This is a genomic window from Paenibacillus sp. FSL H8-0282 (genome assembly GCF_037963825.1).
Classification (GTDB): domain Bacteria; phylum Bacillota; class Bacilli; order Paenibacillales; family Paenibacillaceae; genus Paenibacillus_AQ; species Paenibacillus_AQ odorifer.
Window position 1 is genome coordinate 5,560,545 of sequence record NZ_CP150146.1, and the last position, 23,335, is coordinate 5,583,879.

Here is a 23,335-nt window from a genome sequence, read left to right on the forward strand (position 1 = left end):
CCGTTCTCGTGGAAATATATCTCATAAAAAAGGTGGGTTTTTGATGAAAGGTAAAGGAATAAAGCTAGCACTTATGAGTCTAATGCTACCAGCTCTGCTGGCAGGCTGCGGTGGCGGAAATAACAATGCGAAAGCTACCAATGCACCTACAAATGACAAGGCCGAAGCTACTGCCGAAGCAACAGCTAGTGCAGGGGAAAACACACCCGCCGAAAAAATCACACTGAAGTTCTTCACCGCGCTCGCGGATCGGGCCAATGGTTCAGGTAAGGTAGAGCAAGACATTATCGATGCTTACATGAAAGAGAACCCTAACGTCAAGATTGAAGTGGAAGCGCTTCAAGATGAGCCTTACAAATCAAAAATCAAAGTGTATGCCTCCAGCAATCAGCTTCCCGATATCATTCAAGCCTGGGGTCAGCCCTCCTTCCTGAGTCCGCTGCTGGATAACGATCTACTGCTTGAACTGAACAGTGCTGACTTCGAAGGTAATCAGTTTGTGTCCGGATCCATGGACGGCTTCAGTAAAGACGGTAAGCTTTACGGCTTGCCGCGTGGTGCCGACTACATGGTGATGTACTATAACAAAAAAATATTTGCTGACAACGGCATCGAGGTTCCAAAAACAACAGATGATTTGCTTGCCGCCGTCAAAACACTTCGTGCCAAGAAAATTAACCCGATCGCTATGAATGGTATGGACGCTTGGACACTGCCTATCTGGTATGAATTTGTAGCCCAACGTCAGACTGGCGATTTCAATACAATGGATGAAGCTGTTGCACGTAAAATATCCTTTACAGATCCTAGTCTGGTTGCAGCTGCAACTGAAATGCAGCAATTCGCCGATGCTAAAGGTTTTGCCGATGGCTGGCTGACTGCCGATTACGGTGCTGCACGCAACTTGTTCGGACAAGGGCAAGCTGCCATGTTCTTTATGGGCGCTTGGGAGTCGGGTCTGGCAACAGACGAGAACTTCTCTGAAGAATTCCGCAATAACGTAGGTGCTTTCGCATTCCCAGCTTCAGCTAAAGGTAAAGCAACCGATGATGCCGCTTGGTATGGTGGTGGATATGCAGTCAGCAAAAACTCCAAACATGCTGAAGCCGCTGTTGATTTCTTGAAATATTTCTTCGCTCCAGAGCATTGGTCTAAAATGCTATGGCAAGCTGGCGCGGGTACACCTGCGCAGCAATTCGATCAATTCCTAACGGGTAACGAAACCCAGCTGCAAAAAGAATTGATTGAAGTGTTCAGCTCCATGACCTCTTCCAGCGGTACTCCACTGCAGGATGTGGGTGACGATGAGTTCAAGCAAAAGGTAATGGAGGCGCATCAAAGCCTGCTATCTGATGCGATTACCCCTGAAGAATTCGCCAAAGCACTGGATGCTGCATCCGATAAATTCGCTGGTAAATAAACCAGAGAACTACAAAAAACATGAACCTTAGCGCTCCTGAAGTAACCTTATAGATGGCAGTGCGCAAACCCCGGCTTCCCCCAGAGGCCGGGGTTTTGTTTTCGAAAAAATGTATACACCGATCTGAAATTTACGGCATGTTCCGGTGCCTGGCTTCCCGTTACGATGGTAATAGATAGATTACTCTTTAAAAGGACGGAGATTTCCATGCACAGAGTGTTAAGCGACAAAAAAGCGATATTCTTACTCATCGCACCTGGACTGTTCCTATTTGCTTTTATGATCTGCATCCCTATCTTCATGAGCGCTTATTACGGTTCTACGGATTGGGGCGGAATCGGCAAATACAATTTCATCGGCTTTGATAACTACCGCGAAATTCTATTTCATGACAAAGTGTTCTGGAGATCGCTGGTCAATGCCCTGCTCCTGACCGCCGCCACTGTATTTTTACAACATCCCTTTGCCATTCTCATGGGGATATTCCTAACCAATTCCGGCAAATACGAAAAAATATTCCGGACGATCTTTTTTATCCCCGCTGTAATTTCCGTCGTCGTTACAGCCAAGCTGTGGACCGGAATTTTCCATCCGAACTACGGACTGCTCAACAAGCTGCTAAGCGGAGTTGGATTGGACGCACTTACGCATGATTGGCTCGGTGATCCGAAGACAGCCATCTGGTGCATCATCATTGTTGTTATGTGGCAAGGCTTTGGGTATGCACTGCTGCTGTATTATTCAGGTCTGCAAGGCATTCCGGAAGATTTAAGCGAAGCCGCAAGAATCGATGGCGCCAACAACTTTACCCTCTACACGCGTATCATCATTCCGCTGCTTTCGCCGATGATGCGGGTTGCCATCATCATTGCCGTCACCACCTGTCTTAAGCAAATGGAAACCGTATTCTTAATGACCAACGGTGGCCCTGCAAATAGCACACAGTTCCTAGGGAACTATCTGTACAAAACCGCCTTCTCATCATCGCTATACGGCTATGGTAATGCCATTTCGATTCTGTTTATTGTGTTCTGCCTGATCCTAACCGTTATCCTCAACAAGATTTTAAAGAAAGATATCGGAGAATTTTAAAGAAACCCTGTAACCGGAGGATATCCTATGAATAATTCCTTATCGCCTGCCGCTTCACCCCCTAAGCTAAACCTTCACAAACAAGAACGCAGAAAGCCTACAACCGGCAAAATCCTAATGATGGTGTTCCTATGTATCATCGCGTTGATTCAGTTATTTCCGCTTATTTGGTTGATCGACTATTCCCTGTTAAAGAGCGGTGAGTTCTTCGGAAGCTCATTTCTGAAATGGCCCTCTCCACCCCAGTGGGAGAACTATCGAAACGCTTTTACCTACGGGCGTGTGCCACGTTATTTCGCCAACAGTCTTATCATTACAGTGATAACTGTTATGCTCTCTGCGCTGGTGTCCCTGATGATGGGATATGCGTTTACCCGGATGAAATGGAAGCTAAGTGGCATTGTCCTCTCTCTAATCATGTTAGGCATGATCATCCCGATTCACGCCACATTGCTGCCAAACTTCATTCTGTTTAACAAGCTTGGGATGCTGAACAATATGTACACATTGATTTTGCCTTACTCAGCCATTGTCATCCCCATGAGTGTCCTGATTATGACCGGGTTCCTGGAGACCATTCCACGGGCCATTGAAGAGTCCGCCGTTATTGATGGCAGTGGCATTTACGGGTTAATCTTCCGTATCATCCTGCCCATCACCAAACCGGCGCTGGCAACCATCTGTGTGCTCAACTTCATCAGCACTTGGAATGAATTCATTATGGCGAATACCTTCCTCACCTCGGAAGATCTTAAGACGATTCCCTTCTCCATTATGAAATTCACTGGTGAGTATTCATCCAACTATGGTGCACAGTTCGCGGTTATGACGATCATCGCTATCCCAACCATCCTGATCTACCTGCTCTTCACAGAACAGATGACCAAGGGAATTACCGCTGGAGCGGTTAAGGGGTAACACAATAAACTTAATCCTAACAACATAAAAAGGCTGACAAGACAGGTTTCGTACCCGTCTTGTCAGCCTTTATTCATTCTTACTAATATCTCTTACGGTCGTTGCCAATCCTCCCTCAGCCATTCAACCAAGAGGAGCTCTGGCACATTCACTTTATTAACTTCGGCATAGTCTCTTACCCGTTCAAGCAAACGTCCCGCGGTTCCAGCACTAACCTCTAAACCATGTGCGTTCAGTACATGTATGATTCCACCACTTCCGGAATGTTTACCTAACACAAAACGATGTGCTCTCCCCACCTCTGTGGGATCAAAGGTCTGGTAGGTGGCTGTTTCTTTCAACAAACCGTCAACATGTATCCCAGATTCATGTGTGAAGGCGAGTGATCCGACGATTGGTTTGGCATCGCCGACACTTCGGCCCGAGGCTGTGATCACCCTATCCGCCAGCCCCTTCAAACACTCCGGACGTACGCTGCTCTCCCCGCCATAAAGATAACGCCAAGCCATCACTACTTCTTCCATTGCTGCATTCCCGGTACGTTCACCAATCCCTGCTACCGTAGTGCTTGCCCAGACCGCACCCGCGGCAATACCGCTAAGTGTGTTTGCAGCCGCAAGACCAAAATCATTGTGGCAGTGTACCTCAAGCTCTACATCTGCAGGAACAGCACTAAGTAATGTGCTTACCCGCTCTGCCATTTGACCCGGATGATGAGCAGATACCGTATCTGCATAACGGAACCAACGAATGCCTTCTTTATATAATGTATTTACCAGTTCAACCAGGTACTCTATACTTGCCCTTGAAGAGTCCTCCATCCCCACCGACACAGTCATTCCTAGCCGTTGACCATATTCCGTCGCATGCAGTAATCTTGTCAGACCTTTGGCAGGTGTTAAACCTAGCTTACCTTGTAATTGAATTTCCGAGACAGGGATCGATACATGACTCCAGTTCACACCCGTCGCCCAAGCTTTGTCGATATCACTTTCCAAAGCCCGATTCCAAGTCATCATCTTCATAGGTAGACCTAAATCAGCGATAGCCGCAATATCTTCTTGCTCTTGCTTGCCCATGGCAGGAATTCCTACCTCTGCTTGCTCCACTCCGCATTCCGACAGCAACCTTGCGATTTCCAGCTTTTCTTCCCTCGTGAATGAAACTCCAGCCGCCTGTTCACCATCCCTAAGTGTCGTGTCACATAGCCTGAGACTTTTCACGGTTTACCTTCCTCTCCGCAGCAAGTGCAATTCGGATTACGGGTAATATGGACGCTGTAACAGGCGAAGTCGAGTGAATTGAAGCGATGCATTACGCCCGCATAAGTCGTCCCTACCCTTGTAACCCATTTTACGGCTTCCAACGCAGCCAGACAACCCGCAATTCCGGAGGTTGCTCCCAATACTGGAAAGCCAAACGGTTCCCATTCTGGATTCACATCCGGATAAAGACACTCTAAGCAAGGGGTTTCACCAGGTATAACCGTTGTTAGTGAAATCTCAAATCCATACATCGCCGCCTCTACCATTGGCGTGCCGGTTTCTACACATAGGCGGTTCAACGCATATCTTTCCGGAAAATCATACCGTGCATCAATCACTATATCGGCTTGTTCTACCCAAGGTTTTGCTATATTATATTCTATCTTCGAATTAAATCCTTCCATTTCAACATTTGGATTCAGACGTTTTAGCTGCTGAATGGCTGTGCTCATCCTTTCCATACCCAACTGATCACTGTCCATCAAAATCTGTCGATTTAAATCTGGAGACACAATGTTTCCTTCATGCGCCAAGATCAGCTTGCCGATTCCGGCAGCAGCTAAATAAAGTGCGGCAGTGCCTCCAAGCCCTCCAATTCCAGCAATCATCACTGTAGCTTCTTTTAGCGCTTTCTGCCCGCCTTCTCCAAGCAGCTTCAATTGGCGAGCGTATCGTTCCAGTTCGGTGCCGCCTACAAGCTGCTCCATGTTGCTCCCTCCCTGTGGCTGAGCTGCATCATTGGAATCTAACCCTCCAGACCATCCGTTCCATAAAGAGCTGTCATTTCATTAAATTTATCCATAAAGGCTAACCCTTCTTCTACACAAGCAACGCCGTAGCGAATTACTTTCTCCTCAGAGGTAAAAGGAAACGGAAAACCTGCTCTCAAGCTTTTTAACACAAGAATAATCCGATCACTATATAAAAGAGCACGCCCAAATCCTTCCCCGTTTATTTCAGATGAACTCTGAACCAGAACCCCACTCTTCTCCTCGATCACGCCCGCCACCGCCTGAAACAAGAGAGGAACCTGCAAACGGACTTTTGGAGAAACCGCGCAGTTAAAATCAGATTTGTTCTTATCTTCAGGGGAAGCGAGAAACAATCGTTCGATCTTCTTCTGTGGTGAAAGAGAAGCATGTCTTCCAAAAAAGTCTTCTGTATCAAGCAATTGACACAACCGCCGTATGAACATCTCTGCTATATCTTTATCCAGCTCTTTCTCCGTGGTTCGACTACGGTGTTTTAATGCTGATGCTTCCGGAGCAACCCGGCCCATTAATGCAGCACTCTCATTAGCTATGGGATCCATCTACACTCGCCCCTTCCGCTTCATTTTCAGCATGTAATACCTTGGCTAGCCACATTGGTGGTTTGCCCTGTAGCATTTCAACAATCCGCTTCACTTGCTCATCAATAGGACTGCCTGGTGGAACCTTTACCGGCATAATTTTATGACGTGTGACTCTTGCCGCTGCTGAGGCTCCAATCTGCATGATGAATATTAGCGTGCAATCCTCTACCACCTCCAGACGACTCTCTATTTTGCCTGCTTCATCCTGATTGAGAATCGTTGGCAGTTTACGAAGACCTATAAGCTCCCCGCCACCTTTGGTAACTTTATAAATTGCGAACATCGGACTCTGCCCAAAATGGGCATTCACTCTAATTCCATCCTCTGTAGCGAATGCTACTTTCACGATGTTCCTCCTCCCTTCGCATTAACAGATTCGCCGCTTTATTCGTCCACTCCATCGCTCCCCGATACCCTACAGAAGTGGCCATATAAGCACCAAGCTCATTCCAAACGGGAAATCCAGCCGCCATAAATGCTGCATCTAACCGCGCCGCTCCATTTATCCCATGTGAGTTACCGATCCATAAATCTGCACCTTTACCCAAAAACTCAACATCATCCAGATCACCGACCCATACCTCTCGTTCCATCTCAACCACCAAAGGAGTTTCATAGGAAGTGACCAGGGCCTTTTGCTCCACCCCCAGCTCTTCGAGCCAAGAAGATACGGTATACAAATGATCTGGCTCCAGCGCAACAAGTGCAGACATTCCCGCAAATTGAAAATGAGCATCCAGCATGCTATCCAATAAATTCTCTCGTTGCCAGCAATAACGAAGCTGTACCGGCTGCCCGCTAATTTGATGCAGAAATTGCAAAATATCATCCGTTGCTTTAAGCCCCATAGCACTCTCGAATACTTTGTAGGGAGTTCCCAGCGCATTATGCAGTCTTCTAGCTGGACGCTCCATACTTCCGCCGATGGCAAGGGTTAGACCCGAATGCAAGCTTTGCAGCATCGAATCTAGAGGCACCCCACCTCTTGTTAGCGGTGAAAATCCTGTCAGCAGATGCCCAGATAAAGAGGTCGATATATCAGGTACAGCGATTACCTCAAAACCGAAGGAGGATATCATTTCTTTCAGCTCCATCACATCACCCGGCGTCAGAAACGATCCCGGCAAGAGGGTAATCTGACGTGAATTCACACTCCTTGAACCCCGATGGCCTACCTGCTGAATCATCTCATCAAGCATCGCCTCCACGGTAGAACTGAACCCCGATTCCAATGAACCACGAAAGTCAGGTAAGGTGACGGAAAAAGCAAGCCCACCCCGCATGTTCCGCTCCCTTTTATAGGTCTTGAGCATGGATTGATAATCCACTCCAGCCACATCCGTCAGCTCAGTCCCAATAATGCCTATAATGTCTGGTCGGTGTTTACTGAGTATGGTATTTAGAGCTTCCTCTAAATTACGATTCGCATCAAAGATTACATCCATCTCCTGCAAAGCAGAGGTCTGTACGGCTATAGGCTCGCGAAAATGCCGGGTAAGCAGCGCCTTCGGAAATGCGGAACAACCTTGCGCGCCATGCACAATAGGCAATGCCTTGTAGCAACCCTGAAATGCCAGTACGGAACCAAGGGATTGACCGATTTTGATTGGATTAACTGAAGTAGGTTTACTCCTTTTGTTAACGGTCATAGGAAGGTTCCTCCTTATCCCAGGGAGCGGCACTGGCAGCCAGCTTCCAGATTGGATTAGCAAGAGAATACGTCAGCTCCTTAGCCAGCCTTAGTAAACCTTCGTAACCAGCATAGGCCTTGTGTCTTTCTTGATTAATATCGATAAACGGAATTTGCTCTTTCATTGCCACATACATATTCCGTCCGCCAGCAATCATAATATCTGCCTTACGATCCCGGACGGTTTTGATAATTCGGCTTGCCCCGCCCTCCGGGATATATTCGGTGTCATCACCAACACGATCCGCTATACGCCGTATATCATCTTCCGTGCTTTTGTTCGTGCCTACACCTACCACCTGAACGCCTAACTCCTTCAGTGCGGAAATAATCGACCAGCTTTTTACTCCACCCGTATAGAGAACTGCTTTCTTTCCTTTAAGCAGCTTGCGGTAGGGCCGCAGCTCCTGAATCAGTCTGCTTTCCTCTCGTTCCGTCAACCGATCCACACGCCGCTCCATCTCACGGTCATTCAGCAAATAAGCCATTTGACGTAAGGAATAAGTTGTCTCCTTGGCCCCATAGAAGGAGCCTTCGAAATAAGGAATGTGGTATCTTGCCTCCATTTCTTTTGCCAGACCTAACAATGCACGGCTGCACACAACCATATTCACTTTTGCATGATGTGCCCATGTAATTTCCTTATATCTTGCATCCCCTGTAATTCTGGACATTAGCGTAATTCCAACACTCTTCATTAATTTCTCGATATCCCACATTTCACCCGCGATATTGTACTCCCCAATCAAATTCACACCTAAAGGAATCTCAATCTCTGGTTCACCTGTGCCAATTACATATTGTAGCAGCGCTTCACCAGCCAGCCGATTTCCAAGATTCTTACTGCCTACGAATCCGGGGCTGTTCACGGGGATCACAGGAAGCCCCAATCTGCCTGCCGCTTCCTTGCATACCGCATCCAAATCCTCGCCAATCAATGCTGTCACACAGGTCGCATATACAAATATTGCCGGAGGCATAAAGCGCCCGGCAATATAGTCAATGCTATCTTTCAGTTTCTTTTCTCCGCCAAAAATAATATCGTTATCGTTGAGATCTGTAGTGAATCCGTATTGTGAAAGCGAAGGCCCGCTTGACAAAGCCCCTCTACTTTCCCAGCTATTCCCGGCACAAGCAGCCGGCCCATGGACAAGATGCGCAGCATCCATGATCGGCAGCAGCGTGATTTGGGCTCCGTCAAAGGAGCAGCCCCCAGCCGCTTCGCCCGGCTTGGGGCGTGGACATGGTTTCGATTTCGGAGTTAAGCTCCCGCAAGCTTGCGCGTCGAATACATCGTTTCTGATGGACTCCATCGTACCACCTCCCGTAACTGAATACTCCTTACGCTTAAAATGCTCAATTATTCAGTGTCACTACGATAAATATTGGACTTCCGGCCGCTCCCCAACGCTCGGCTCCAAATGAGGACGAGGGAATGAATCGGAAGTATACGATTCGGCTTAACGTTCTCCTACTAACGAACAAGATCGTGGTTGAAGCCAGATGAATCCTCATCCAACCCCTGCAGGATTGTATTTACTATAGTAGTTAACAAGTTCAAGGCACCTTGATAACCGATAATCGGATAACGATGCAGATGATGGCGGTCAAAGACAGGGAAGCCTACACGGATCAAAGGAACGTCGGCATCTTTGGCAGCAAATTTAAGATGAGAGCTTCCAATGGCCAGATCCACAGGATCATCAATCAGCAGAGAGCGCATATGCCACAAATCATTTCCGATATGAACCGTTGTTTCTGCTCCGTAGGGGCTGGCAGCAAGCAGAGCTTTCGCTTCTTCTTTAAATCCGTTTTCCCCATTAGAGCACACAATATGAATAGGCTCTATACCGACTTCCAGACAGAATTCAATCAGGCCGATCAGCAAATCCGGATCGCCAACTAAAGCCACTCGTTTGCCATGCAGATAAGGGTGGCTATCGAGTAAAGCATCCACTACCCGGCCACGTTCTTCCACAAGCTCAGGCGGAATGGGCAATCCCGTTAATTCACTGATAGACTCTATTAGCCGATCTGTGGCATGAATGCCCAGCGGAGTCGACATCGCAACGGTCTGTTGTTTCCATGTGCCGCTGATGTATTCCAACGTTTTTTTGACAGAATATTTCTGAAGTGAAAGAGTTCCCAACGCATTAGCTGCCTTCGGCACATCCGCCAGCTTCGTTCCCCCATAATAATAGGAATATTCACCTGTAGCCGGGGAATCAAAATTGCCGCTGTGGTCACCAAGGAAGGTGTAGCCTGTATCAAACGCGGCAAGGATTTTTCGAATTTCCGCAAAATTCCCCGTATAAGGCTCAAACCCTAAAATGACATTCAGCTTCTCTCCAGTTCCCTCTCCACTGCCAGGGGTAGCTTCAATCCCAGAGCGGATGAACAAGGTACTGAGGATAGACTTTAACATGGAGTCGTAACCTGCAATATGTGATCCGGAAAAGCTTGGAGTGTTGGCGTAGGGCACTGGAATTTCGTTCGAAATTGCACCCTTCTGGCGGGCATTGGATATAAACGCCTGCAGATCATCCCCTATAACCTCAGCCATACATGTAGTGGATACAGCTATCATCTCTGGCTTATAGAGCGCCACACTATTTTCAAGACCATCAATAAGATTATTCATCCCTCCAAACACCGCACCATCTTCTGTCATAGAGGAAGAAACTGCGGGGGTCGGCTCCTTGAAATGACGGCTTAAATGACTACGAAAATACGCAGTGCAGCCTTGAGAGCCATGTATAAACGGCAGAGTTTTCTCGAATCCCAGCGCAGCCATCAAGGCTCCTAGGGGCTGGCATGCTTTATGAGGATTAACTACCAGTGAGGTGCGGGCAAAATTCTTATCCTTATATTCAGACGACTTCGAGTAGGCTAATGCTTCTGCTGTCTCTTGCTCACTGCAGGGTGCCTCGAATACTTTTTTCCCTTCACGTTGCTTCACATAGGGTTCAGTTTGAAATAATGTATTGTAATCTGGGATCTCCAGTTTGTCCTTCATACGCCCGCCTCCTTTTTAGGGAGTGATCCTGTTTTCCCTGAATTAATCAAGCTCCACACTGGGCTGTTAATGGTCATGTCCATGTCCTTAGCAAAAATCTTAAACCCATCATAGCCATGGTAAGGACCACTATAATCCCAAGAGTGCATTTGCCGGAAAGGAATACCCATCTTGTGATACACATATTTCTCCTTCACACCCGAGCCCATCAGATCAATATCAAGTCTTTGCGCAAGCTCTTCCAGCTCGTAAGCGGTTGGATCATCGTAGATAATAGTGCCTTCCGGAAGTTCAGGGAATGTCTTCTCGTAATCATCCTTGTGAGCGAACTCATAACCTGTGCCCACCACCTCCATCCCCAGATCCTCATAAGCCCCCAGTGTATGGCGGGCACGTAATCCGCCTACCAGCAGCATGACCTTTTTACCTTCCAGCCGGGGTTTGAATTTAGAGATAATCGCCTCCATTTGTGGCGTGTATTTAGCGATGACTTTCTCGCAGTTTTCCTGAATATACTCATCAAACCTTGCGGCGATGGCTCGAAGGCTTTCAGCGGTTTTGGTCGGCCCGAAAAAGTTGTATTCCAGCCAAGGAATCCCATATGCTTTCTCCATCGTCGTTACCATATAGTTCATGGAGCGATGACAGTGAATCAAATTGAGCTTCGCCTTATGCGCGATCGCCAATTCATTGATGGTTCCATCCCCAGACCACTGCGCAATAACACGCAGACCCATTTCCTCCAGTAAAATGCGTGAAGCCCAAGCGTCCCCACCGATGTTATAATCTCCGATAATATTAATATCGTAAGGACCACATTCCGCAAGCTCCTTCTTCCCCATCAGAAAATCACGGATCGCATCGTTAGCAATATGATGACCCAAGGATTGGCTAACCCCACGGAACCCTTCACAACGAACGGGAATGATCGGGATACCTAGCTCGATAGACATTTTTTTGGACACCGCTTCAATATCGTCTCCGATTAGCCCCACAGGACACTCTGATTGGATCGAAATTCCTTTAGCCAGTGGGAACATTTCTTTAATTTCACGGCAAATGACTTCAAGCTTCTTGTCACCGCCAAATACAATATCTGTCTCCTGAAAATCACTCGTCACCTGCATAGCCGTAAAATTATCAATGCCCAGTGTTCCGTTGGCATAATTCCGTCTTGTTCCCCAGCTATATTGCCCACAACCTACAGGACCATGGCTGATATGCACCATATCCTTGATCGGGCCCCAGACCACGCCTTTCGAACCGGCATAAGCACATCCTCTTTGGGTCATAACCCCCGGACGGGACTTCATATTCGATTTGATGGCGCATTTGCCACAGTTTATTAACTCTTCATTATTGATTTCAAAATGCTTCTGACGATCCTTCCGTGCCTTTTCCGGGTAAGCCTCAAGAATCTCTTCGAGCATCTTTTGGTTATCTTCGATATTAAGCCCCATTCTGAACCCTCCTCATCCCTTAGAGTGATCCGGTGAACAGCCGTCTCTCTACTCCTGTTCACCGGACGAACCTAATTATTGTCCAGATGCCTTCAGCTTTTTCAGCGCCGTCTCTTCATCCTCAATCACACCAAATTCCATGAGTAAATCCTCCAGCTCTTCCATAGAAATCGGGGTCGGGATTGTCATCATATTGTTATTCAGGATCTTTTCTGCCAAAATCTCATATTCTCTCGCTTGCTGATGATGAGGATTATATTGGGCCACGGTCATTCTTCTCAGCTCTGCATGCTGAACCACATTATTCCGCGGGACAAAATGGATCATTTGCGTATTCAAACGGCGTGCCAGCTCCATAATGAGCTCATCCTCACGGTCCGTATTACGACTGTTGCAGATCAGACCGCCCAATCTTACGCCACCGCTGTTGGCATACTTTAGAATTCCACGCGCAATGTTATTGGCCGCATACATAGCCATCATTTCCCCGGAGCATACGATATAAATTTCCTGTGCTTTATTCTCACGGATCGGCATTGCAAATCCACCACATACCACATCACCAAGTACGTCATAGGATACAAAATCCAATCCTTCATAAGCCCCTTGCTGCTCCAAAAAATTAATAGCTGTAATAATCCCGCGGCCGGCACAACCCACACCCGGTTCAGGTCCACCACACTCCACATTAAGAATGTCGCCATATCCCAACTGAACTACATCCTCAAGCTCCAAATCCTCAACCGTTCCTCTTTCTGCTGCCAATTGGAGCACTGAATTCTGAGCTTTAGTGTTCAAAATCAGCCGTGTGGAGTCCGCTTTAGGATCACAGCCTACGATCATTGTTTTTTGACCAAATTTAGTGGCGAGCTGCGCCAAAGTGTTCTGCGAAGTTGTGGATTTACCGATACCGCCCTTACCGTAAAAAGCTATTTGTCTCATCATTCATCATCCCTTCGAAATCGATATATTTTCAAAATAAGAGCTGAATTTCACACTTTCTAGAATCGCATCCTGTATTTCACCTTTACGCACCAGAGGCAATACTCCGGCTTTATTTAAGCTGGCGCGAGGGACATCGCCAATACCAGAACAGAGCAATATTTGACAGTCCTGTAATATAGAAATAATTTCTTGTAGCGTGGCATTCTTATCCCCATTACAATCCGCTTTACCGTGGCAATAGGCCTGAATCTTTCTGATACCTAGCAGTTTCACGTTTATTCCATCCGTTTCATAAACCATGAACTCTGTCGCGTGGCCAAAATGTTGATTGACCTTATCCCCACCACGTGTAGCAACAGCGACTTTGGTGGTGTGCTGCCCTTGCTGGAAAGAGTTCTGCCTTAGCTCTTTGGCTTTGACACGCTGACGGATTTTGGCATCGAGTTCACGTTGAAAGAGCGCTCTAGCTTGCTCATTAATAACTGGATTTTCATCCATCTTTTCTAATATAAAATCCTGATTACGATCCTGACCTAGCAGCCCAATGGCATCAGCACGGCATTGTCGACAATGGCGCATGACCTTCATCCCTTCGCGCCCAAGCACTTCCTGCAGGTTGTGCAGTTCTTTAGGACGCGGCGCCTTGCGCCCATCCCGTTCATACTGACTTCCCGGTGCGATAATTAAAGGCGTCACATTATGCAGAGTTGCCCCGAGCGCTTTAACTGTTCGCGATACTTCAGGGAGATGATGATCATTGACCCCTGGAATCATAACGGAATTAACTTTAACAAGAACACCTTGCTGCGCCAGTAGCTCCAAACCTTGAAGCTGGCGGCTGATCAGCAGCTCCGCTGCTTCTTGTCCTTCGTACCGGATCCCTTCGTCAACAACCCATGGATAAATTTCACGGCCCACATTGGGATCAATGGCATTGATGGTGATCGTGACATGACGGATACCTAGCGCTAGTATGGCGTCTACATGCCTGTAAAGGGTCAATCCATTAGTACTCAGGCAAAGGGTAACATCAGGGACCTGCCGCTTGACTCGTTCGAACGTGTCAAAGGTTCGTTCTGGATTCGCCAGCGGATCACCCGGACCTGCAATCCCAACTACCGACAGTTGCATCAGCTGTGCGGCTACACCTTTCACTTTGCGTTCAGCTTGCTCTGGAGTTAGCACTTCACTAACTACACCAGGCCTGCTTTCATTCACACAATCGAATTTTCGGTTGCAGTAATTACATTGGATGTTACAGACGGGAGCAACCGGGATGTGCATCCTAGCAAAAAAACGATGAGCTTCCTCACTGTAGCAGGGATGGCGGCTGAGCTCCTCCTCTGCTTCAATGGATAACCTCGATGACGCCTGCGGCATTTCCCCACCTCCTAAAAATTTTATGCAGCATGAACTACTAGTACTTCTTCGCAGTAAAACTCACTCCGATAGAACAACTCATGTAATTTTAGTTAACACTTTTCTCGCTTGATTGCTTTGATTAGTTTCATCATATTTTCATCAACCTACATCGTCAATCGAGTTTTCCCTTTTTAAGTCCTGTTTTTCCTTATGTTTGCAGTTTCGTCATATTAAATGTGAGTTTATATAACCTATATCTATCATGTTTCCGTTTCCATTTTATTCAATCTCTGTTGATTCTCCGTCATCATGTCATGTTTCTGGCCATTTTAAGGAATCTTAAAAGATAGAATCCATTTATTTCTGCAACTTTTATTGACAATGACTTTCATCTCGTATATGATCTCTTTAGGCAAGAACACATTGAATAATCTTAAAAATTTAATATATCCCGTAAAGGGGAGTAGCTGTTAAATAAAGTCGTCAATACGAGAATATGAGGATATTCTCCGGCTTTATTGGCAATTCACATTGTTAGCGAGACCTTTACCAATCAGGTTAGACCTTTATTCCAAAGGCTAATCTGTTTGGTAAAGGTCTTTTTTATATAAATTTGGTTAAAATGGTAGGGTAGATATCTTTTGGTAGATATTTGCATTCAAAAAGGGAGGACAACAGTAATGGATTGGGGATTATTATTAGAGTACGGTTGGGTATTGCTTGTTCTGGTAGCACTAGAGGGACTACTCGCCGCAGATAACGCATTGGTATTGGCAATTATGGTTAAGCACCTTCCTGATGAGGAAAGAAAAAAAGCGTTGTTTTACGGATTAGCGGGGGCCTTCGTGTTCCGATTCGGTTCGCTATTTGTCATCTCCTATCTGGTCGATATCTGGCAAGTACAAGCCATCGGCGCGATTTATTTATTATTTATCGCGGGTAATCATATTTTCCGAAAACTGTTGTTTAAGAAGCCCGTCACAGATGAAGCTGCTGAAAGCGGCACTGACGGTGCGGTCAATAAAAAGAAATCCAGCTTTTGGTTTACTGTTCTGAAGGTAGAAGTTGCTGACATCGCCTTCGCGGTCGATTCCATCCTAGCCGCAGTTGCACTCGCGGTTGCTCTTCCTGCAAGTGGTCTTCCAAAAATCGGAGGCCTTGATGGCGGACAATTCCTCGTCATCTTTGCCGGTGGATTTATCGGTCTGGTCATTATGCGTTTCGCAGCTTCCTTCTTCGTTAAGCTGTTGCATTCCCGTCCAGGACTTGAAATTGCAGCCTTCTTTATCGTAGGTTGGGTGGGTGTTAAGCTGTCAGTCATTACATTGGCGCACCCTTCACTTGGTGTTCTGTCCGAAGATTTCGCACATAGTACCTGGTGGAAAGCCACCTTCTACGTTGTGCTCGTACTCATCGCTGTAATCGGCTGGTTTATGAGTAGCCACAAGGTTGAAGAGAATGTTGGCGAGAATCCGGTTCGAGAAGTAGACAAACAACTCGGTAAATAATCGTTAAAATACAGCCACAAACCATACCCCGAAAGATGCACCTTCTGAACAGGTGTCCGTCTTTCGGGGTATTTTTATTTATCCTCGTTTTTGCTCTCGATATTCCTGCGGCGTACAGCCAACGGTTTTTTTGAAGAATCGAAAAAAATAGTGCTGATCACTAAACCCGAGCTGGCCGGAGATCTCGTGCATTTTTAGAGCAGTTCCAAGCAGCAGCTCCTTACTCAGCTCCACTTTTTTCTCCAGAATATAATCAGAAATCCCCTTCCCTGTCGTTCTTTTATACCAGCGTGACAGATAGGACGGATTAAGTGAGACTTCCTGCGCAATCCGGGTTAAGGACAAATCATCAGCCAGATGGGATTTAATATATTGGTGGATCATGGACAGGATATTCGATTCATCATGTTTATAGGTAGCGCTTCTGTTCGAGATAATCCATTCAAAAAACGTGTGATAAAAAGAGATGACATCCGACCAGTGTGTATTGATATTAAAATATAACATGCGTGATAAATTCATACCGCTATGTGCTTTTTCCGTTAAACCTAACTCTTGTAAAGTCTGCAGCAGGGTGTTACTGATCCCAGACATTAATCTTAATCTCAAAAAAGGATCCTCCGGCCCACCTTCCCCCGAGAGCTCCACCCATTTGCGAAAAGATGTGCCCCAATCGAGATCACCTTCAAGCAGCCGTTGTTTTAAATAGTCGAGCAGTAGTTCCGCTGTTGCATTTCGATTATGCATAGAACCTGGACTTGGGCCCACTTCCTTGGTATTTATCCTCAGCAGCTTTTCCATCCCAAGTCCGGGGCTATCAAAAATGGCTAATCGTAAACGGTTCAAGGCATAGTTCAGCTCATGCCAATGCACTTCCTGATCACTGGCGATGATAGACACAGATAGTTGCAGACATTTGCCACAGGCTTGCTGAACGGATTCCATTGTTCCGTGGACGAAGCGCAGCGTTTTTAACCAGAGCTCTTCTTCCTTGATTGAGGATACACTTTCACTTTTAGGCTGAACAAAACAAGCTATCGTCCCCGGATCCAGATCCACAGCCTTAACTTCAACCTTGTCGCTGAGCAGCTCCTCCGCAATATTGGCTACCGCATAACGAATTAAACTCCGGTCTGAAGCCGTTTCATAATTTCGCCAAGCCTCCATCCGCAGAATAATAGGCAGGACGGATCCATCCGCGTTGAACGGGAGCTGAATGGCATCGAATTCAACCTGCAAGCTCTGCCGGTCTATCCGTTCGGTGCGTCTTAGAATATCGTGTAATAACTGCTGCTGTAACTGGGGCAGAGCGCGCGGGAGCTTGTCGCGAAGCCACTGGCTTTTATAGAAATAATCCTCTTCTGAAGATATTTTCTCCAAAGTCAGCTCCACAGCGGCACGAATTTTATCCATCCCCTCTGTCTTCAATAAATAGTCAACTACACAGGGATTTCGGATCGCCTGATGGGCAAAATCGAATTCATTATGTCCTGTCAGCAGAATTACTTTACAACGTGGCCAGCGGTCGACAATTTCCTGAATTAACGCCATCCCATCCATACCTGGCATACAGATGTCACTAAGCACAATATCTATTTTTACGGTATTAAGCCAGTCTATGGCATGATCCGCTGAATGAACCTTTATGATCTCCAAATCTTTAAAATCTGCCTTTACAAAAAATTCGTACAGCCCATCCAAAATATTAGGCTCATCATCAACTATCATCATTCGTTGCATCCTGCACGTCCCCTTTAAGCGGTAAATTGACTCTTACACAAAGTCCGCCCAAACTGCTTCTCTCTGCCATCAAGCCATAAGGGGAACCAAATTTGATCCTCAATCTCTGATTTACATTTAATAAACCCGTGATCTCCCCCTGAATGGCATTCTGCTCGGAGAACTGGCGCTGCAAGAGATTTAACTTGTCCTCACTAAGTGAGTCACCGTTATCTTCTATTATAATAGTCAGCGTATGCTCAACTTTTTCATAACTCATTTTTAATAGGCCATTGCTGCTTTTTTGCTTAAGCCCATGCTCGAATACATTTTCAATAATGGGCTGCAGGAGAACCCGTGGGACTTTGATGTCCCGGCAATCCGCTGCAATCTCATCTACCTCAGCTCTAATTCTCGCTCCAAAACGAATCCGCTGTATAGCCAGATAGACCAAAGCATGCTCCTGCTCTTGCTGCAAAGTAACCTCCTGGGCGGAATCCCGGGTCATGTACCGAAAATATTGCCCTAAATAATCAGAGAATTCCTTGATCAGCTCTACATTTTCCACCTCAGCCATCTGTTTTATGCTAAATAGACTGTTGTAGAGAAAATGAGGGGTGATCTGCGATTGTAAATGTTTAAGCTCCGCTTCCCCTGTCCGGATACGCTGCACGTAGTTCTCATCGATTAACGTATTCAGATGCTTAAGCATCTCATTGAAACGAGAATATAGATACCCAAACTCATCCCTGCGGGAGTGAGTAATAAAGATCCCCGTCTGCCCCTGCTCCGCTTTCTTAAACCCTCTGATAAGAATAGACATCGGGCGATGAATCATCCTGTACGTCCATAAAGAGAACAAGATAATGATTACTATCGAGACAACGAACAACAGCCACAGCAGCAATGAGTAGACTTGAATCGGCTTCATGAGCACCGTGTTGGGAATATTTGCGGTCAGCCTAAAGTTATTGCTGTGATCGTAGAGCGAATAGTAAAAAGAATTATCAAAACGATACCGCTGCACACTTACAGTCTCTTCACTATTTAGAGGTTTCTCTATGGGAAACAACCTGGGCTTCTGGTCAGAAGTTGATATCACATAATCGTTATTGCCGAAGGCTAACGTAATATCGCTCCCCCCTGATACCGCAAATTCTTTCAAACGCAACTCAAGCTCAGGTGAGGAAAGCTTCACTCCCAGCAAAAAATTAGGTGAAAGATTGCGATCCAGGTTATAAGGATTACTACGCAGTAAATATAAGTCATCTTCGTATTTAGATAAAGCACCCTTCAGATTGCCCATAGTGGCCAGCAGACTTTGCCATTCCTCGTTGGTTACATCCCTAACCCCCACCGCAGCGCTAACCCGCTTATTAATTTCCGGTACATAATACACAACATCACTAATATAAGGACTGGTTTCTTTGATTTGTTTTAGCTTGGTGTATATATTGTTCAGATTAGAATCCACTTCGTACCGGCTCATAATTGGAATACGGGTACTGAAAGTAGCCAGCGTTTCATCCTGAGAGTACTCCGTGACTAAGCCCGTTATCCGTTGCAGCTCAAATTCAAGATGGCTGTAGTAAAAATGAACCTTCGATTCGTTCGCCCTCTCCACTTCAGCTTGCATTTGGTTGGAGCTATAGTAGGTAATAGATATACTCAGCGCGCAGAGTGGAAGCATGACCAATAGGAAAGCTCCGATCAGCTTGATCACAATGGAATCGGGGTTCCACCCGATGGAGAATGATTTCATTGGAATGTTCTCCCTCTTCTATCGAATAATAATAAAGAAGGAGCCATGTTCAGGCTCCTTCTTATTTTTAGGTCCAGTCCAGTTTAACCCTTTACACTACCCACGACTAGTCCATGCACAAAATATCTTTGCAGGAACGGATAAATCGCCAGGATCGGAATGATAGACAAGAAGATCTGGGAGGCTTGCGTTGTACGGTCTGAGATTTGGTTTAATAACGCAGCTTGTTCAAAAGTAATATTTTCGGTCTGGATCGATACCTGCTGAAGTATGGATTGTAAATAGGTGGCCAGCGGATAATGTTCCGGGCTTCTCATATAAATCATGCCATCGAACCATGCATTCCAGTGACCTACCAAAGCGAACAACGTAATGGTCGCAATACTTGGCATAGATACCGGCAGGTACACACTCCATAACGTGCGTAAGTGTCCCGCGCCATCCATCCATGCGGCTTCCTCCAATTCTTTGGGCAAACCTCTGAAGAAATTGAGCATAAGCAGAACATTAAAGATCGGCACCGCGCCCGGTATAACAAGCGACCAGATGCTATCCAGCAGCCCCATTTCTTTTACAATTAAATAGCCAGGAATCAGACCCCCGCTGAAGAGCATCGTGAACACAAAAATCCAGGCATACACGGTCCGTGAGCGGAAGGACTTTGCCTCTTTAGACAGCGGATAAGCTACTAGAATCGTAAACAACAAGTTAACGGATACGCCAAGCACTACCCGGAGCAGACTAGTTCCGAAGGAGTGAATGAACTGGTTGTTCTGAAGGATATATTTATAGGAAGAAAGTGTGAAATCCACAGGCCAGAAGGTTACGCTACCCGCGTTAACAGCTGCGCTGGAGCTGAAAGAGATCGCCAGAATATTCACGATTGGAAAAAGACAAAGCACCGCGAGCAAAGTCAGAAATACATAATTGCAGCGGAGAAACCAACGATAAGCAGTTGAAGTATGGTGCATTTAGTCCACTCCTTTCTCTCTAAAAAATCCGATATTTAGCAAAACGATACGCCAGATAATAACCCAGCCCGATAAATACGAAGGAAACTACCGATTTTATCAATCCTAGTGCGGTCGATACAGAGTACTGAGCATCCTGTAGACCAATTCGGTAAATCATCGTGTCCAAAATATCACCTGATTCATACACTAGCGGATTGTACAAGTTGAACACTTGGTCAAATCCCCCGTTCAGGACGTTGCCAAGGCTGAGTGTAAGCATCAGGATCATAATCGGGCGAATGCCCGGAAGCGTAATATGCCAGGTCTGCTTCCATCTTCCGGCACCATCGATTACAGCAGCTTCATAAAGGGAGGAGTCAATGCTGGTTAAAGCCGCCAAATAAATGATCGTCCCGAATCCAAACTCCTTCCATTGATCTGTGATCACTAGTACGTATGGGAACCAGCTATTGTCCGCTAGAAATTGAATAGGCTGCATGCCTAGTGCTTTTAAAAGCATGTTGACAATCCCGCTGCTCGGAGACAGTACATCTACGATAATCCCGCCCAAGATAACCCATGAGAAAAAGTGCGGCATATAAATAATCGTCTGAATCGAACGTTTGAAGCCGTTTACACGAACCTCATTAAGCAATAAAGCCGCTATAACTGGCACGGTCAGGCCAGCAATAATTTTCATGACGGAGATAAATACAGTATTCCATACGACCTGACCAAAACCGGGAAGCTCAAACAAATAACGAAAGTTTTCGAGCCCTGTCCAGTTCATATTCTTAAACCCTGAGATCGGGGAAAAATTCTGGAAGGCAATTACAAGGCCAGCCATCGGAATATAACTAAAAATAATGATCACTATTAAGGCAGGTAAAATCATTAAATGGAGCGGAATATTACGTAGAAATTGCTTAGTATTAAAGTGCATATGCTTTCTCCTCCTTGTATCTCAATTATAGAGCAGCCCCAAATTGCCTTAATAGTGTAGCGTATTGACTTTAAGTATCTTTTGTTGACCTGGTTATCGAACCGAATAGCTGTTCAGCCAAAAAAAGAACTGCCCGTTTGTCATTATCATGACTAGGGGCAGTCCTCTTCTGCGTCGTTTTTACTAGTTTGCTTTTACGATATCATTTACTTCTTTCGTTATTTGATCTCCACCGAGCTTTTTCCAGTTGGCTACGAATTTGTCGAATTCATCGATAGGAAGACTTCCGTAAATGATTTTGACAAAGGTCTCTGCACGCAGTTTATCCAAGGTAGCCGCTTTGCTGTTCATCGTTTTAGTTGGGGCATAAATGAACTCATTCATCAACACCAAGTCATTGTCGCGGTAGTGTTTGATAACCGATTGTGAGCTAAGCGGCCCAAAGATCCGTTCCATATGCCATTTATCAAGATCTCCACCGCGGTAGCTTTGAATATCATCATAGAATAATTTAGCTTCAAGGCCCATGTTTGAGGTATCTCCCGATTCAAGGGCTTTTTCCACTTCATCCTGTGCCTTTACATTTTTGTTCGGTGGCAGGTTGGATACAACCGCGTTTTGGAAGCCCAGACCTGTGTCCCCGTTCAAATATTTTGCCCGTTCTGTTTTAGCGGACTCCCCAAACATTTTCTCTGCTTGGAAGTTAAGCAGCTTGATCAATGCCTCCGGATGTTCGTAGCCCTTACGGACCGCGAATACGCCACCAATTGTAAGATGGTTTTGGGTTTTGGCAGGTTGGTCATCAATAGATTGTACTGGATAAGGCACCCAGTTAACATTTTGATCCTTTTTAATCATGTCCTTTACTTGGAAAGGGGCCCATTGCGGCAAAAATAACATACCGGATTTACCAGCATTCACATCCTCCATCGCTTTGGCAAAGTCTTTTACCCCAAACTCTGGATCAATGACTCCTTCCTTATACAATCTTTGCAGCTCCGCAAGTCCAGCCTTTACCTCCGGTTGAATCGTACCATTCACAACCTCGCCATCGGCGTTTTTGATCCAAGTTTCCAGGTAAGCATGGTACCCGAGTAGAAACGCATTGATTGGCAAGTCCTTGTTCAACGAAATGCCGTAAGTATCCTGTTTGCCATTTCCGTCTGGATCTTTAAATGTAAAGTCTTCTGCAATCTTAATAATATCCTGCATGGATGTTGGCTCTGCCAGATTCAGCTTGTCCATCCAGTCTTTTCGAATCCATATCATATCAGAGGAATCCAGCGAACCCGGGAAGCTTACCATCGCCATCAGTTTTCCATCTTTCGTAACCGGCTTTAGCCCTGCTCCGTCCTCTTCTGCGTAATATTCTTTGACAAGATCCGAAGCATATTTATCAAATACCCCGGTCAAATCCTCCAACATGCCAGCTTCATAAAGCTGCTCGAATTGCACCGTGGACACCTTTAACAAATCAGGCAAATCCCCGCTCGCCAAGGTAACGTTCATTTTATCGTTATAGTTGGCATCAGCCACAATCCAGTCATAGGACACTTTAATCCCAAGCTCTTCCTCGTATCCTCTGGTCCAGATGTTATTGGAATGTGTATCGCCCTGCGCCAACGTCTCTTTGCCTGTTTCGTTCATCGTGGAGCGAAGTTTGATCGGCGGATCATATTTGGTTAAAGGGCCGCCTTCCATTTCCGTTTGCACACTAGTGTTTCCCTCTGCGGAACTACTACTGTTTCCACTACTGTTTCCACTATTATTGCTGGAGCAACCACCGAAAACTAATGATAAAACAATGGCCGATGCCATTAAAGGCAAGCCTTTAATCTTTCTTTTCATCTATTGAACCTCCCTTATTTTCTATATCCTAATTGTAAGAAGAAAGCGTTAACACAGCGAGTGTGAACCGTTTACATTCG

19 protein-coding genes are annotated in these 23,335 nt (G+C 46.0%); 4 read left to right on the forward strand and 15 right to left on the reverse strand.

Going from position 1 to position 23,335, the window contains the following annotated elements; translation table 11 throughout:
- Positions 1–43: 43 nt before the first annotated feature.
- The 3 genes from NST94_RS24110 to NST94_RS24120 all read left to right on the forward strand — a co-directional run bounded on the left by NST94_RS24110 (position 44) and on the right by NST94_RS24120 (position 3,430).
- The gene (locus NST94_RS24110; protein ID WP_076129193.1) at positions 44–1,420 is read left to right on the forward strand and encodes an extracellular solute-binding protein; all 1,377 of its coding nucleotides are present in this window, start codon (positions 44–46) and stop codon (positions 1,418–1,420) included.
- Between the two features lie 207 nt (positions 1,421–1,627).
- Positions 1,628–2,512 carry a sugar ABC transporter permease gene (locus NST94_RS24115; RefSeq protein ID WP_036679565.1) on the forward strand — a complete coding sequence of 295 codons (885 nt, stop codon included), beginning with the start codon at positions 1,628–1,630 and terminating at the stop codon, positions 2,510–2,512.
- A gap of 27 nt (positions 2,513–2,539) precedes the next feature.
- The gene (locus NST94_RS24120; RefSeq protein ID WP_036679567.1) at positions 2,540–3,430 is read left to right on the forward strand and encodes a carbohydrate ABC transporter permease; all 891 of its coding nucleotides are present in this window, start codon (positions 2,540–2,542) and stop codon (positions 3,428–3,430) included.
- Positions 3,431–3,522: 92 nt separating this feature from the next.
- Here the strand turns inward: NST94_RS24120 and NST94_RS24125 are convergent, their stop codons facing one another.
- The 10 genes from NST94_RS24125 to nifB all read right to left on the reverse strand — a co-directional run bounded on the left by NST94_RS24125 (position 3,523) and on the right by nifB (position 14,540).
- The gene (locus NST94_RS24125; protein ID WP_339281373.1) at positions 3,523–4,653 is read right to left on the reverse strand and encodes a homocysteine methyltransferase; all 1,131 of its coding nucleotides are present in this window, start codon (positions 4,651–4,653) and stop codon (positions 3,523–3,525) included.
- The gene (locus NST94_RS24130) at positions 4,650–5,402 is read right to left on the reverse strand and encodes a HesA/MoeB/ThiF family protein (RefSeq protein WP_339281374.1); all 753 of its coding nucleotides are present in this window, start codon (positions 5,400–5,402) and stop codon (positions 4,650–4,652) included. Before NST94_RS24130 ends, NST94_RS24125 begins: the two co-directional genes overlap by 4 nt.
- Positions 5,403–5,440: 38 nt before the next feature.
- Entirely contained in the window at positions 5,441–6,007 is a 567-nt protein-coding gene (locus NST94_RS24135) for a DUF269 domain-containing protein (RefSeq protein ID WP_339281375.1), read from the reverse strand.
- A complete protein-coding gene (locus NST94_RS24140; protein WP_339281376.1) occupies positions 5,991–6,395 on the reverse strand; it encodes a NifB/NifX family molybdenum-iron cluster-binding protein in 405 nt (134 codons plus the stop codon). Before NST94_RS24140 ends, NST94_RS24135 begins: the two co-directional genes overlap by 17 nt.
- Positions 6,361–7,698 (reverse strand): nitrogenase iron-molybdenum cofactor biosynthesis protein NifN, encoded by a 1,338-nt coding sequence (nifN, locus tag NST94_RS24145; protein ID WP_076218881.1) that lies wholly within the window; start codon positions 7,696–7,698, stop codon positions 6,361–6,363. Before nifN ends, NST94_RS24140 begins: the two co-directional genes overlap by 35 nt.
- The gene (gene nifE / locus NST94_RS24150) at positions 7,688–9,052 is read right to left on the reverse strand and encodes a nitrogenase iron-molybdenum cofactor biosynthesis protein NifE (RefSeq protein WP_076194618.1); all 1,365 of its coding nucleotides are present in this window, start codon (positions 9,050–9,052) and stop codon (positions 7,688–7,690) included. Before nifE ends, nifN begins: the two co-directional genes overlap by 11 nt.
- A gap of 161 nt (positions 9,053–9,213) precedes the next feature.
- On the reverse strand, positions 9,214–10,755 hold the full coding sequence (gene nifK, locus NST94_RS24155) for a nitrogenase molybdenum-iron protein subunit beta (protein ID WP_339281377.1): 1,542 nt from the start codon (positions 10,753–10,755) through the stop codon (positions 9,214–9,216).
- Complete coding sequence (gene nifD / locus NST94_RS24160; protein ID WP_076129186.1) at positions 10,752–12,215, reverse strand: nitrogenase molybdenum-iron protein alpha chain; 1,464 nt, start codon at positions 12,213–12,215, stop codon at positions 10,752–10,754. The genes nifK and nifD overlap by 4 nt, the downstream gene beginning before the upstream one ends.
- Positions 12,216–12,290: 75 nt before the next feature.
- Positions 12,291–13,160, reverse strand: a complete 870-nt coding sequence (gene nifH, locus NST94_RS24165) for a nitrogenase iron protein (protein ID WP_235219430.1) — start codon at positions 13,158–13,160, stop codon at positions 12,291–12,293.
- A gap of 3 nt (positions 13,161–13,163) precedes the next feature.
- Entirely contained in the window at positions 13,164–14,540 is a 1,377-nt protein-coding gene (nifB, locus tag NST94_RS24170; RefSeq protein ID WP_339281378.1) for a nitrogenase cofactor biosynthesis protein NifB, read from the reverse strand.
- 662 nt (positions 14,541–15,202) lie between these two features.
- Between nifB and NST94_RS24175 the strand changes: the two genes are divergently transcribed.
- Positions 15,203–16,030 (forward strand): TerC family protein, encoded by an 828-nt coding sequence (locus NST94_RS24175; protein WP_036679597.1) that lies wholly within the window; start codon positions 15,203–15,205, stop codon positions 16,028–16,030.
- Between the two features lie 78 nt (positions 16,031–16,108).
- Here NST94_RS24175 and NST94_RS24180 read toward each other — a convergent pair whose 3' ends face one another.
- The 5 genes from NST94_RS24180 to NST94_RS24200 form a co-directional block, all read right to left on the reverse strand.
- A complete protein-coding gene (locus tag NST94_RS24180; protein WP_339281379.1) occupies positions 16,109–17,761 on the reverse strand; it encodes a response regulator in 1,653 nt (550 codons plus the stop codon).
- Entirely contained in the window at positions 17,748–19,511 is a 1,764-nt protein-coding gene (locus tag NST94_RS24185; protein ID WP_076186373.1) for a histidine kinase, read from the reverse strand. Before NST94_RS24185 ends, NST94_RS24180 begins: the two co-directional genes overlap by 14 nt.
- Before the next feature lie 83 nt (positions 19,512–19,594).
- Positions 19,595–20,482: a carbohydrate ABC transporter permease gene (locus tag NST94_RS24190; protein WP_038573097.1), complete on the reverse strand. Its 888-nt coding sequence runs from the start codon at positions 20,480–20,482 to the stop codon at positions 19,595–19,597.
- A gap of 19 nt (positions 20,483–20,501) precedes the next feature.
- Complete coding sequence (locus NST94_RS24195; protein WP_036679607.1) at positions 20,502–21,407, reverse strand: ABC transporter permease subunit; 906 nt, start codon at positions 21,405–21,407, stop codon at positions 20,502–20,504.
- Between the two features lie 183 nt (positions 21,408–21,590).
- Positions 21,591–23,255: an extracellular solute-binding protein gene (locus tag NST94_RS24200; RefSeq protein WP_076303283.1), complete on the reverse strand. Its 1,665-nt coding sequence runs from the start codon at positions 23,253–23,255 to the stop codon at positions 21,591–21,593.
- Positions 23,256–23,335 lie beyond the last annotated feature (80 nt).

Coding starts and splice junctions, on each gene's coding strand:
- NST94_RS24200 (WP_076303283.1), bottom strand. CDS start 23,255: ATGAAAAGAAAGATTAAAGGCTTGCCTTTAATGGCATCGGCCATTGTT.
- NST94_RS24175 (WP_036679597.1), top strand. CDS start 15,203: ATGGATTGGGGATTATTATTAGAGTACGGTTGGGTATTGCTTGTTCTG.
- NST94_RS24180 (WP_339281379.1), bottom strand. CDS start 17,761: ATGATGATAGTTGATGATGAGCCTAATATTTTGGATGGGCTGTACGAA.
- NST94_RS24195 (WP_036679607.1), bottom strand. CDS start 21,407: ATGCACTTTAATACTAAGCAATTTCTACGTAATATTCCGCTCCATTTA.
- nifD (WP_076129186.1), bottom strand. CDS start 12,215: ATGGGGCTTAATATCGAAGATAACCAAAAGATGCTCGAAGAGATTCTT.
- NST94_RS24130 (WP_339281374.1), bottom strand. CDS start 5,402: ATGGAGCAGCTTGTAGGCGGCACCGAACTGGAACGATACGCTCGCCAA.
- nifB (WP_339281378.1), bottom strand. CDS start 14,540: ATGCCGCAGGCGTCATCGAGGTTATCCATTGAAGCAGAGGAGGAGCTC.
- NST94_RS24135 (WP_339281375.1), bottom strand. CDS start 6,007: ATGGATCCCATAGCTAATGAGAGTGCTGCATTAATGGGCCGGGTTGCT.
- NST94_RS24185 (WP_076186373.1), bottom strand. CDS start 19,511: ATGAAATCATTCTCCATCGGGTGGAACCCCGATTCCATTGTGATCAAG.
- nifN (WP_076218881.1), bottom strand. CDS start 7,698: ATGACCGTTAACAAAAGGAGTAAACCTACTTCAGTTAATCCAATCAAA.
- nifE (WP_076194618.1), bottom strand. CDS start 9,052: ATGGAGTCCATCAGAAACGATGTATTCGACGCGCAAGCTTGCGGGAGC.
- NST94_RS24115 (WP_036679565.1), top strand. CDS start 1,628: ATGCACAGAGTGTTAAGCGACAAAAAAGCGATATTCTTACTCATCGCA.
- nifK (WP_339281377.1), bottom strand. CDS start 10,755: ATGAAGGACAAACTGGAGATCCCAGATTACAATACATTATTTCAAACT.
- nifH (WP_235219430.1), bottom strand. CDS start 13,160: ATGATGAGACAAATAGCTTTTTACGGTAAGGGCGGTATCGGTAAATCC.
- NST94_RS24190 (WP_038573097.1), bottom strand. CDS start 20,482: ATGCACCATACTTCAACTGCTTATCGTTGGTTTCTCCGCTGCAATTAT.
- NST94_RS24110 (WP_076129193.1), top strand. CDS start 44: ATGAAAGGTAAAGGAATAAAGCTAGCACTTATGAGTCTAATGCTACCA.
- NST94_RS24120 (WP_036679567.1), top strand. CDS start 2,540: ATGAATAATTCCTTATCGCCTGCCGCTTCACCCCCTAAGCTAAACCTT.